This window comes from Pantoea leporis, from assembly GCF_028048155.1.
Taxonomy (GTDB): domain Bacteria; phylum Pseudomonadota; class Gammaproteobacteria; order Enterobacterales; family Enterobacteriaceae; genus Pantoea; species Pantoea leporis.
Genome location: NZ_JALMEU010000001.1, coordinates 1 through 12,253, shown reverse-complemented (window position 1 = coordinate 12,253; position 12,253 = coordinate 1). Strand labels below are relative to the sequence as shown.

9 protein-coding genes, 1 tRNA gene and 3 pseudogenes are annotated in these 12,253 nt (G+C 48.5%); 4 read left to right on the top strand and 9 right to left on the bottom strand.

Features of this window, described 5'->3' with window-relative positions:
* The first annotated feature begins 188 nt into the window (after positions 1-188).
* The 3 genes from MWH02_RS00065 to gap all read left to right on the top strand — a co-directional run bounded on the left by MWH02_RS00065 (position 189) and on the right by gap (position 3,533).
* The gene (locus MWH02_RS00065) at positions 189-1,331 is read left to right on the top strand and encodes an acyl-CoA dehydrogenase family protein (protein ID WP_271459632.1); all 1,143 of its coding nucleotides are present in this window, start codon (positions 189-191) and stop codon (positions 1,329-1,331) included.
* 132 nt (positions 1,332-1,463) lie between these two features.
* Positions 1,464-2,444, top strand: a complete 981-nt coding sequence (locus MWH02_RS00060) for a GlxA family transcriptional regulator (RefSeq protein WP_217546340.1) — start codon at positions 1,464-1,466, stop codon at positions 2,442-2,444.
* A gap of 78 nt (positions 2,445-2,522) precedes the next feature.
* Positions 2,523-3,533, top strand: coding sequence for a type I glyceraldehyde-3-phosphate dehydrogenase (gene gap / locus MWH02_RS00055; protein WP_271459631.1), 1,011 nt, complete (start codon positions 2,523-2,525; stop codon positions 3,531-3,533).
* A 117-nt stretch (positions 3,534-3,650) separates the two neighbouring features.
* On the opposite strand, the gene phoA is transcribed toward gap, so the two are convergent.
* Positions 3,651-5,057: an alkaline phosphatase gene (gene phoA, locus MWH02_RS00050; protein ID WP_271459630.1), complete on the bottom strand. Its 1,407-nt coding sequence runs from the start codon at positions 5,055-5,057 to the stop codon at positions 3,651-3,653.
* A 244-nt stretch (positions 5,058-5,301) separates the two neighbouring features.
* On the opposite strand from phoA, the gene MWH02_RS00045 reads away from it, so the two are divergent.
* Positions 5,302-5,389 (top strand) — tRNA-Ser (locus tag MWH02_RS00045).
* 120 nt (positions 5,390-5,509) lie between these two features.
* On the opposite strand, the gene MWH02_RS00040 is transcribed toward MWH02_RS00045, so the two are convergent.
* The 8 genes and pseudogenes from MWH02_RS00040 to MWH02_RS00005 form a co-directional block, all read right to left on the bottom strand.
* A complete protein-coding gene (locus tag MWH02_RS00040) occupies positions 5,510-6,859 on the bottom strand; it encodes a VasL domain-containing protein (RefSeq protein ID WP_271459629.1) in 1,350 nt (449 codons plus the stop codon).
* A 44-nt stretch (positions 6,860-6,903) separates the two neighbouring features.
* A complete protein-coding gene (locus MWH02_RS00035; RefSeq protein ID WP_271459628.1) occupies positions 6,904-7,314 on the bottom strand; it encodes a DUF1283 domain-containing protein in 411 nt (136 codons plus the stop codon).
* 21 nt (positions 7,315-7,335) lie between these two features.
* On the bottom strand, positions 7,336-7,785 hold the full coding sequence (gene tssE / locus MWH02_RS00030) for a type VI secretion system baseplate subunit TssE (protein ID WP_271459627.1): 450 nt from the start codon (positions 7,783-7,785) through the stop codon (positions 7,336-7,338).
* A gap of 821 nt (positions 7,786-8,606) precedes the next feature.
* Positions 8,607-9,125, bottom strand: a complete 519-nt coding sequence (locus MWH02_RS00025; RefSeq protein ID WP_271459626.1) for a hypothetical protein — start codon at positions 9,123-9,125, stop codon at positions 8,607-8,609.
* Positions 9,126-9,406: 281 nt separating this feature from the next.
* Positions 9,407-10,210: pseudogene (locus tag MWH02_RS00020) on the bottom strand (Imm72 family immunity protein).
* Between the two features lie 518 nt (positions 10,211-10,728).
* Positions 10,729-11,064, bottom strand: coding sequence for a hypothetical protein (locus MWH02_RS00015; protein ID WP_439652352.1), 336 nt, complete (start codon positions 11,062-11,064; stop codon positions 10,729-10,731).
* Positions 11,065-11,116: 52 nt separating this feature from the next.
* Positions 11,117-11,905 (bottom strand): annotated as a pseudogene (locus MWH02_RS00010) (DUF6402 family protein).
* Positions 11,906-11,985: 80 nt separating this feature from the next.
* A pseudogene (locus MWH02_RS00005) lies at positions 11,986-12,253 on the bottom strand (type VI secretion system Vgr family protein); the annotation flags it as partial.

Genomic DNA, 12,253 nt, shown 5'->3' with positions numbered 1-12,253 from the left:
GAGCACAGATATAAAGCGCGGCAAATAACAATAGTGGCAGTCAATATGCAGAAATGAATTATTTGTTCCATATAGTGAAATAAGCAGAGATTAGTTATTTGGCGAAATAGCTTACGCAGAAAAAGCATTAAATCGCGCCCGATGGCGATGACATAGTAATGAAAATTTCTATGCTGGAGAGAAGCGTCATGTCGCACATCGAATCAGGTTGGGGAGCTGGCCCGTCATCTCGTTATGAACAGCTTGCGGAGCGTTTCCGTCCTGTGTTCAGGAACATACGCGCGGGCGCGATTGAGCGAGAGCTGCAGCGTCAACTGCCGCTGGAGCAAATTGCGTGGCTGAAACAGAGCGGTTTCACCGCACTGCGCGTGCCGGAGAGCCATGGTGGACTCGGCGCGACGCTGCCTGAGCTGTTCGCGCTGCTGATTGAGCTCGGCGAGGCGGATTCCAATCTGGTGCAATCGATTCGCGGTCATCTCGGCTTTGTGGAGAACGTGCTGAACAGCGGCAGCAGCCCGTTTCGGGATAAGTGGCTAACGCGCCTTGGACGCGGTGAAATCGTTGGGCCGGCGTGGAGCGAAACCGGCGATGCGCGCCAGTCTGAATTCTCCACGCGCATTGCACGCAGCGGCGAATCCTGGCGGCTCAATGGCCGCAAGTTTTACACTACCGGCTCGCTCTATTCTGACTGGATTGATATCGGCATCACCGATGAAAACGGCAAAGGCATATCGGTGACGGTATCCCGCACCGCCGAGGGCGTGACGGTGCTCGACGACTGGAACGGTTTCGGCCAAACCCTGACCGCCAGCGGCACGGCGATTTTTGCCAACGTGGCGATCGCCGCCGATGACTTCAACGAAGAGATTCATTTCAGGTATTCACCGGCGTTTTATCAGCTGATTCATCTGGCGACGCTGGCTGGCATTGGCCGCGCGCAGAGCGGTGAAGTGGCGCAGCAGGTGGCATCGCGCAGCGGCGCGATTGTGCTGCACGCCGCCAGCGCGGTGCAGCGAGCGTATGACGCCCACTTTAGTGGCGATCAGGAGGTGGAGAACCATGCGGTGGCGATCGCCGAGTTGGAAGTGTCGCAGTCGCTGAATGTGGTGAGCGATCTGCTGCTCAATGCCAGCTCGACGCTGTTTGATGCGCTGGGCGCGTCGGCCACGCTGAAACCGCTGGCGCTGGACCGCTTCTGGCGCAACGTGCGCACGCTTTCCTCGCACAATCCGCGCATCTACAAGGATCGCATCGTCGGTGATTTCGCGGTGAACGGCACGTTGCCACCCGAGCAGTGGCGCATCGGCATAGCGGATAAATCATCTGTATAATCAATGTGGATGATTGCACCCTCCCGTAGCGGCGCAATTTATTGCGCAATAAAGTGCGCCGCTACGGATTGTGCATGATATTGCCGCCATGAGACACTCTGGCTTATTCCGTCAAAATGTCTATTTCATGCCATGAAAACCTTTCTGATTATTGTGCCCGACGGCGGCATGCTGTTTGAAGCGGCGGGTATCGCCGATATCCTGATGCGCGCCAATCAGCATCTGCCGGTTGGCGTCGATCAGCAGCGCTATCGCGTCAGCCTCGCCACTACCCAATCGCATCAGGTGATCCACGGCCAATCCGGCCTCAATCTATTAGCCGATCTCAAGCTGGCCGATCTCGATCCGCGCACTGCGTGGGACACCATCATGATCACCGGGCGCGGCGACAGCGTGGAAGAAGGCAATATGGTGGTCGATTTCATCAAGCTGGCGGCTCCGCAGGCGCGTCGCGTGGTGTCGGTATGTGGCGGCGCGATGCTGCTGGCGGAATCCGGCTTGCTGGCAGGTCGCCGCGCCACCACGCACTGGCGCTTGCTCGATACCTTGCAATCGCGCTATCCAGCGATTCAGGTGGAAGGCGGTCCGCTGTTTATTCAGGACGGACCGATCTGGACCTCCGGCGGCGTCAGCTCGGGCTTTGACCTGACATTAGCGCTGGTGGAAGAGGATTTCGGCTTTAGCGTGGCGCGTGATATTGCGCAGGACATGGTGATGTATCTGCGCCGTCCCGGCGGACAGATGCAGTTCAGCCGTTTTCATCTGCAAACGCCGAGCGGCATTGGCCCGATCGGTGAACTGCAGCACTGGATCCGCGCCAACCTCGCCGAAGATCTCTCTGTCGAGAAACTGGCGGAGCGCGTCGCCATGAGCCCGCGCAACTTTACCCGCGTGTTCACCCGTGAAACCGGCGCGCCGCCCGCGCGCTATGTGGCCGAAGCGCGCCTCGCCGCCGCGCGTGAACAACTGGAACAAAGCAACGACACGCTGGATCGCATCGCGCAACAGACCGGTTTTGGCAGCAGCATCAATTTACGCCGCAGCTTTGAGCGTCAGCTGCATCTCACGCCGGGCGAATATCGCCAGCGCTTCCACTGTCGGAAATTGGCGTAAAGTGATCCTTTTTTGGCATTTACGCCATCACACCATCGGCTTAGAGTGACTCCAGCATCTTCGGAAAAGGAGTCAATCATGACTAAGATCGGCATTAACGGCTTTGGCCGTATCGGACGTAACGTTTTTCGTGCAGCGCTGGGCAGCGATGATATTGAAATCGTCGCCATTAACGACCTCACCGACAGTAAAACCCTCGCGCATCTGTTGAAACACGACTCCCTGCTCGGCAGGCTACCGGCGGAAGTGGAAGCCGGTGAAGGCGAATTGCGCATTGATGGCAAAGCGGTGCGCGTGTTCAGCGAGCGCGATCCGGCGAATATTCGCTGGCGCGATGTCGGCGTGGATATCGTGATTGAAGCCACCGGCTTCTTCACCGAACGCGACAAAGCCGCAGTGCATATCACCAGCGGCGGTGCTAAGCGCGTGATTATCTCCGCGCCGGGCAAGAACGATGACCTGACAATTGTGCTGGGCGTGAACGATAAACGTTACGATCCGCAGCAGCACTTTGTGGTGAGTAACGGCAGCTGCACCACCAACGGCTTAGCGCCAGCGGCGGCAGTGCTGCACCAGGCGTTTGGTATCGAGCACGGTTTAATGAACACCACGCATGCTTATACCAACAGCCAGGTGCTGCACGATCAGCCGGAGAAAGATCTGCGCGGTGCGCGGGCGGCGGCGTTGTCGATTGTGCCTTACTCAAGCGGGGCGGCGAAGGCGCTCGGTCGGGTGATTCCGGAGCTGGAGGGTCGATTGACCGGCTATTCCCTGCGCGTGCCGGTGCCGGTGGTTTCGATTGTGGATTTGACCGTGACGTTGAAACGCGACGTGACCGCAGAAGAGGTGAATGACGCGTTTAAAGCCGCGGCGGCAGAAGGTCCGCTGCAGGGTATTCTTGGATACAGCGACGAGCCGCTGGTATCAAGCGATTATCAGGGCGATGCCCGTTCATCGATTATTGATGGGCTTTCTACGCTGGTGATTGGCGGCAATCTGGTGAAGATTCTTGCCTGGTACGATAACGAATGGGGCTTCTCCAATCGTCTGGTGGATTTAGCGCGGTTGATGGCAAAACGCGGGTTGTGACTTTAGGTTCGTCTTTCGAGCAGTCTATACCACCGAAAGCACACATTGTAGCGGCGCAATTTATTGCGCGATAAATCGCGCCGCTACGGAATATGCGATTATTGAATCGTCAAGATGTTACCTGAGCCCCATCGCATCCTTCAGGGTAAAGAACAGATCGGTCTGATCGGTCAAGCCCACCACGTTAGCCGCATGCGGGCCGTACGCCGCAATGCGCACCTGCGTGCCGGTGTGTTCCTGCGAATCCTCTTCTGAATTGCCGTAGCTGATGGTCATCACCGCGCCATCTTTGGTATTCACCGCCTGCGTCAGACCTGGCGCTTTGGTGCCGTTTTCCACGATCTGGCTGCTGTGCGCGTGGTCGGCGGTCACCACCACCAGCGTGTCGCCATGTTCGCGCGCAAAGGCCAGCGCCTGCTGCACTGCCTCATCCAGATCAACGGTTTCACCAATTTGACCGCATGGATTGGCCGCATGATCCTGCTTATCAATCGACGCGCCTTCCACCTGCAGGAAGAAGCCTTTCTCATTAGTGCTTAGCAGATCGATGGCTTTTTTGGTCATCTGCGCCAGCGTCGGTACCGAAGCCGGACGCTCTTTATTCACTTCACAGGTCACCACCGGCTTATCAATGTTGCCGTGATAGCTGGCTTTAGGTCCCTGCCAGCGCACCGGCATATTGCCGTCGGCAAACAGGCCAAGCACCGGTTTACTCTGGTCGGCCTGCTGAATGGCGTTCATGCCATCGAGATTATCAACCCACTGATAACCCAGCGCCTGTGCCTGCTCGCGCAGGGTTTTATCCTGATACTCGCCAGCTTTGGCGGTTTCGCCGAAGGATTTCGCGCCGCCGCCCAGCGTGACGTCCGCACGGATTTTTAGCATCTGCTCGGTAATCGATCCTTTACCGCCCTGCTCCAGCGCGTTAGTGGGGCACAATTCGCTGGTTTTCTCCGGGCCGTAGCATTTGCGCGAAGTGACGTGCGCGATCAACGCTGCTGGCGTGGCATCCTGCAGCTCGGCGGTGGAGACGTTGCCGGTGGCTTTACCGGCGGCTTTCGCCAGCTCAAGAATCGTTACCTGATCTTTGCCGTTCACGTCGACGCCAATCGCGCCGTTATAGGATTTGGTGCCGGTGGCCCACGCGGTGGCCGACGCGGCGGAATCTGTCACGTAATTCGGCTTGTGGGTTTTCTTATCCAGTGAATAGTGCGTGTATTGACCGGTGAGCGGCAACGCATCAAGGCCGGGGAAGAAACCGCCTGCGCCCCGCGCCTGATTACGCGCGGCGGTGATTTCCGAATCTCCCATGCCGTCACCAATCAGCAGAATCACGTTTTTTGCGGTGTTATTACTTAATGACGCTCTTAGCGCTTCGGTCTGGTCGCCGGTGAGACGACGGGCGCCGCCGTGCTGGGTGACATCACCGGTTGCAGCGCGGGAATAGTGTGCATCGTCTGCCACTGCTGATGTCGCGATCAGAGAAGCCAGCAGCGTAACCGTAAAGAGAGGTATCTGTTTCATTTATAAGCATCCTTTTCCATAGATATAACCAAATGTTTCCGCGGACAAGTCTGCGACAGTGCGGTGACATTTTTGTGACAGAGAGGGAATGATTTGATGACAGAATCGCCATGATGAGCAGGCTAACGGCAATACGCTCAGAGCTTAAGCGAATAGAACAAAAGGAGAAAATAGCGCTTGACCCTTTTCAGCGATCTCCCTATAGTAGCGCCCCGTTGACCCAGCGCGGTTGACAAAAAAATGTGGTGAGGTGTCCGAGTGGCTGAAGGAGCACGCCTGGAAAGTGTGTATACGGCAACGTATCGGGGGTTCGAATCCCCCTCTCACCGCCACATTCTAAAGAAGAGCCTGAACGAAAGTTCAGGCTTTTTTTTTGCCTGTTTTCTGCGAGGGGGATTCGAACCCCGTCAGGTTCGATACCTGGCGAAAGCAAGTTACACCGTGAATTGTGCTTAATCGTACTCTCTTGCAGATGTGACTATCTCTTGATAGCTGGCGATAAGCTGCTTCAGGTGCATTTCCGCTTGTGATAGCTGATTCTGTGTAGCGTCATCGTCCGATTGCTGCAACACGCGCAGTTCCTCTTCCAGTGGCACCGTTTCGTTGAACGCCTGCGTCATATTGTAGACCGCAGTTTTCAGTTCGCTCACCGTCAAATATTTGCCGCGCTTCTCGTCAAGTCCATTCAGGCGCTGCGACAACGCGTTGAGCTGCTCCATGCCCTGTTGCCATCCCTGCATTTTATCTGCTGGCATTGCTGCCGCGTTAAGCTGCTTGTTCCAGCGTGCGCTCATCGTTTTAACCGCATCCGAATCAGGCCACAACAGGCTGGCCTGCATTACCAGCGTATTACCGAGTTGCAGATTCCAGTCCGGCGATACGTTTTGTAGCCGGTTCAATTGCTGCTGCGTTTGCTCCAGCCATGCCGCTTCGTTTAGCCATTCGGGGGGATTCGCCTGCAGTTCAGCCATCATTTCCGGTGAGAGAGGCGCAGGAAGTGGTGATATTGAAGCCAGTAATGCTTGCTGTAACGGAGATTCCTGCTCAGTTTTTTGCACAACCAAATAGCCTGTAGCGGCGATGAGTAACACGCTCAGCAGCGTCGCGCCCACGCCACTGATAAACGCCCGACGGCGCAGCCGCCGCAAATCGGGTGCCGGCGCACCCGCAGAAGGAACGTACACCCAGCCACTGACTTCTGCACTTGCTAACGTCAGTGCGGGCTTCTCAATCGGAACGACTTCAGGCAGCTTAGTCACAGCATCAGATGTTGAAACATCGCAGTGTTCCAGCATCACCACCGCACTGCGAATGCGGTCCAGCAGCGGATCAATCTGACTAAGCTGACGCAGTTCAAGACGTTGCAGATGATCGCCAACCTTGCTGAGCAAGCGCGCCGCCTGGCTCAGCGCCGTTAAGTCTGCTTCGGTTATCGTTTGAGTACGCAGGAATTGCTGCAACCGACGACTCAGTCCCGCCAGCAGTTCGATACGTGAATGTGCCGGTTGCGGCCATAACGTCGGCCAATCGCGGGTAATCAATGCTACTAGCACCGCCAGGCCTTCCGCCATCCCCGCCGCTCCAGCAGTATTTGCACGTGCAAGCGTGTACCAAACTGCACCTTGCAATTCGACACCGTTTTTTTCGAACAGCGTTAAACAGAGCGTGGAGACGTGCGGCCAATCGACATCCGGACGCGCCGGATGCGTGAGTTTCTGCATTTCCTGACGCAGCGCAGCATATTCCGCGAACGCGCGTGGATCGCCGCCGGTTTTGACGAAGCGAGGTTGAGATGAAGTCATTGCTGTGTTCCGAAAAGCCTTAATCAGGCGAAAAAGAAAGTTATTCAGATGGTAAGTTCGCGCCCAGTTTTGCTATCAAGACAACGTTTGGTTGTCGGCTCCCAGTAGGCGTAAATATTTTGGCTGTTGACGCACCGCTGCATCCGCTCCTGTGGATTATCCACAGCGCGCTGCTGCACTTTATTTTCAGGTTTTTGTGTAGTAATCGAAGATCGAGGAGTTGTGTGCGATGGTTTTTTGTTAGCGGGTTTCTTTTCAGGGCTTCTCGCCGGCGCTGCTGGTTCGCTTGCGAAGTAGTCAGCAGACTTTCTTTTTGCCCCATGGCAATGATAGCCGCCATTTTTACGATCGTTATGACAGCCCTCGGAATTAGTTCTGCCTGGATGCGCGTTGGCATCATTAACGGCACCTGCATTGATTAAAACCAGCACTCCGAATAACAGTAATTTCTTCATTTACGACTCCATTCGCTCTTCTCAAACAAAAGCTCGGACATCTAAATACTGCTGCTGTTTCATATGACGGATCATCACACGGCCCTCCGGCATAAATTCGGTGCCGAAGCATACTAATCCGATCTCTTTCAGCTCAGCATCAATCGCGTAGCGCAGTTCACCGGGCATGTTTTGCTCCAGTAAAATGACATCAATGCGCTTCAGCCGCGGCTCATATTTAAGTAGCACTTCTGAGAGCGTATAAAGCAACTGATGCGCGGTGCCCGGCATGCCCTGCAAAATACGTGACATATCCGGTAGACCGTAATCAGGGATGTGCGACAGCGATCCGGCGCGGGTATTGAGGATGCGCTGCATGTTGTCCAGCACCGACAAAATCACCTGATTCTCTTCACTCAGGCGTTCAGTTTCAAATTCTCCTGCAAAATTGCCCAGAAGAGTTTCGTATAACGAGATTTGGGATTTATTCACGTAGATGACTCATTACTATCGGGTGGATGATATTGCAGATTTAAAATCATTTAAACAACGAAGAGGAACAGGGATAAGACAACGTTTTCCAATAGCGCTATCGATAAAGCTATAGAATATAACCTCTTTAAAAACTGCCTCTTCAATCAAAGTATGTAAATTAAAACATTGTATTACGCCTGACTTAATATAAACTTCGCCAGTATCACCATGAATATTTAAATTACATTCACTACTCCCTATAACCTGTAAAAGCCTTCTTGTATGTATAGCCAGACTAACCATCAAAAGAGATTTACGCATAAACTTTCGAAGACTCAAAAGGAGAAACTGCATTTTTCTGGTACTGAGAATATTTTTATAAAACCTTAAAGCAGAAAAACCGAACGCTAGAGAAAGCACATAGATTAAGATATTACTTAAAGTAAAGCCCAACCAAATTGAAAAAACCAAACTTAACACAATATAGTAGCATGACAACATTAGAGGGATATAAAGCAAGAGATCATCCTTTGTCTTCCCACTCAAAAATTCAACTCTATTATAAATCGAAAACCTTTTTACATAGGCGCGTCTAATGTAAAATATCACCCTGTCTGTTTCAATATCATTCAATTCGAAATTAACTTTCATCTTAGATTAGCCATTAATTTAGATTAACATGCTCTAATTTCAATTCCACATTCCAGAGCTCTGCTAAAGACATCGCTAATTGAGGATATACAAGCTCTTTGTTAGACGCGTCTATAAACTCAATCTCAATAACATTCCCTTTATAAATTAATGCAACTGAGTGCCATATTGATCATCTGCAAGTGTATTCAACTATTACAATACAATTTAAGTGTTCGGCGGAAAAAACTAAGCAGGTCTCTTTTATACACTAAACCACAAAAATTTTTAGAGCGTTCATAAAATGCATATACTTCATCATTTATCAAATCACCCAAGTGCTCTTTCAATAGAGGTCTTGAGTATTTGCTACCAGGCATTGCTGCTTGCAGATTGCAGATGAATGTATAAACATCTGCATCGCTGCCATTTTTGCATAAACATGCTCTATCTAATATGAAAAAATCAAAGGCCTTATTATTATTTACCGGCGCGTATTTCTTGTTAGCATATATGTATCCTCGATTGACATAAATCTTAGCCACCAATTCATTCTTGTTAATGTTTTCAGGCTGCGGACAAAGCAACACCTCAGAGGAGGATTCGAGCATAACGATGTCATCTTTGACTCTATAAAAAATCGGGCACAGCATAGACATAAAGAAAATGGACAATGAACATATAATAGCACCCCACTCATGATAAAAATTCAAAGCCATTAAAATCATGAGACATAACTCCACAAAGACCAAAAATGACATTGATTTGTTTATGGTAAAAAAGCATACGACCTTTGCAAAATAAAACACAATGTAGATTAAAAAAACGACAACAAATGGCAATTTAATTGATCACCACAAGAACAACACGCAAGACGATAAGAAAATAAAATGCACAGTAAAATCCTTTTTTCACATCAATATTTCTATCATTTACTTCATTGAATAGCTAATGGGTTATTTATTGTTATGCACTACTGTTTTCCATACGAGCAATCATTAAAATAAGTTTAATCCTGAGATTGATAAACACTCCCTTTATCATCTCTGCTCAAAAGGCTCCAGATAGCTCGGATTTTGTTATCAGGTGCGTAAATATCACTTTTGTATTTTGTCGCTTCAGGCATGACTTGACCTTTTTCAACTTCAATAAATTGTTGATGCTCTCCAGTAATGGTTGCCCAACGACCTGAATGCGGGCATATCTCTCCACTTTTGCATGTAATACGTTTTCCCAGCGCTTCATCATCAAGATAATATTCTGACTCATCAGGAATTATGCCACCGCAGTAGCGATTATCTTCCCAAGTCAAACGCCAGTGAACATCCTGATATCCCCAGCCATCTTGTTTCAGACTATCTAAATAGATCGACAATGGAGCCTTCATGCCGCGAATGAAGTAATTATAGGTACCTTAATTTTTAAAACTTTTAATGTCATTTTTAATTACAAGGAATTTATGGTTGTACTTAATATCAACTGGTTCCCAGATGCCGTCACAAGGTATGGAATCTCCCGTTTTAATTAGAATATTACTGCCTTCAGGTACAGGAGGCAGGTTTTTGGGGAAGACAGGATACGGTAATTTTTTGAAGTTCCGTTTGTAATACTGCGGATCAAGAATGTAGTCCGCATCATAAAAGTTACAGACATTATTACCTGATGGATAGATAAGGTGGTCACCTCGAAATTCTGCGGCTAATCTCAGTTTATTTAGTTTTTCGATCTCAGGTGGATAGGCTTCAACTTGTCCACCACGATTATGGCAAGGGAGATAGAAAAAGGCGCGAACCAGATCTGCGGACCGATCCATTTGATCAAATTCACCTTTTTTAGTTTGCCAAACTTGTCTATTCCCCATAGACAGTTCGGACAGTCCCACATAATAAAGACGTAAAGCATCATAAATCCAGATGATTGATTCGGGGTCAAATCCATTGGTTATATCCTCAGGCCAGTTCTTCAGTGCTTCTTCATACTTCTTAGCAAAAAATGCCCAGGAATCACGTTTACGTTGTCATAGCGTGTAACTGCTAAGACGTTGGAGTAGCCAGAATAGCTTTCTCCGAACCGTCCCATCGGTCATTGGATATTCAGATATTTTAATGGTCATTTTTGTTCGTTTCAAGTTCCTGTCTGATTGTCAATGCGAGTAGCATTATTGATTTCTCTATCTTTTATCTTGCAGAACAATTCATTAGTATGTGAATCACACACGCCAATCTTATAAGAGAAATGAAGCTTTAAATACCATTTAATATATGCATAGCATCATTTTTCTAATAAAAATAACCATCCATCTTTGAGCAAAGAAATTGAATTGTAAAAAAATTAAGCCGCGCAACTAGAAGAAACGACTGGCAACATTATTGAATCAATACCTTCGTTAGTAGGAAAAAAAAGCTCTCTTTCATTTAATGTTGAAAAACCCATTTCATCATAGAGCAAATTTGCACTCACCCCATAACTCAATGGAGTTTTATAAATTTCTCTTCCGCACTTGTCGTAAACCACAAAAAAATATCCCATTTCATCAAAAACCTTGTAAATAGAAATAAGAGAGACTGGGATATACTTGTAGATAACCACCTTATAATTTTTGTTTTCACTGTTAATTTCATACTTCTGATTATGCTTACCATAAAATATTGAGGGTGGAAAAAACAAAAAAAACACAGTACAATGAATAATAAAGAAAATACAAAAAATTTAGACTTTCTCACAATTCAATCAACCTATCTTTAGGTAAAGGGTTCATCCAGAGCACATCAGAGAAAACAATAAAGTCTCCACCAGAATTGTGTTTACGTTGCCAAATCCTGAAGTCTTTATTAAAAACAGGCACGAACCCTGAGAAATTTCTTGCCAGATGCCCCCACAATCCTGATGCATAAGATGAGAGGTACACCGCTGACTCAGCCTTATTCAATATTCTGTTTTTACTCCAAATCCCCTAAGGCTCTGACATCGTGTTTTCATCAACAAAATCGTAGGTGTCTTTCAAATAAAAACCAATCATCTCAACATGGAAGTATTCCCTTCTTTTTAATGTTGAGGTAAACCCTTTAACGCAAACTTTTAGAGTACTATTCCCCATTGCACCATACCATCCATCTACGGTATCAGTTTTACTTCCAATCCTGAGAATATTTATCTGCGCATTAGTTTCAAGTTTTTTAACACATGTCTCATAACCAATTCGGATACATTGAGTTTTGTGATCTCCGATTTTAGCAATTTTCTTTTTAAGTTCTCCTCGACCTTTTGGGCTATTCCAAATTTTTGTTAATTTATCTATTCCTTCATTCACCTGTTTGTATGAAACTGCCCAAGACATTTTAACAATGTCTGTATTGATTTTTTTGGAATCAATTAACTCCGGTTCCGCTTGTAAAAGTTCACCTTTGATTTTTTCCGAAAATTCAAATGCTGGTTCAATGCTAAACCAATGTCGCATGAGACTAGCCGCAGTCTGCCAATTCATCTTATCCATAGCATCAGGGATCATATCAATGTGGAAGAAATCAACTTCAACCTGCTTTTCTGTCTGACTTTCATCCTTAGATGTTAAGGTCGTTGCAACAGTCATTATTTTGTACCTGCTTTAATTTGGAACACATAGTCAAGCATCAGGAATTCCTCACGGTCAGATCTAATATGAGAGGTTTTAGCCTCATTAGTCTGGCCTTTAATTTGCCCACTTTCGGTCGTTAAGGCCCATGCGAACTCAATGTCTTCCGCTCCAGTATGGGTATCAGTTACTTTGAAACACGCTGAGTGTTCTCCGCATGAAAGTGCTGGTAATGCAGACTGCATCGCTGGAATGTTTACTTCCATCTCCCGCGCCACCGCCTTA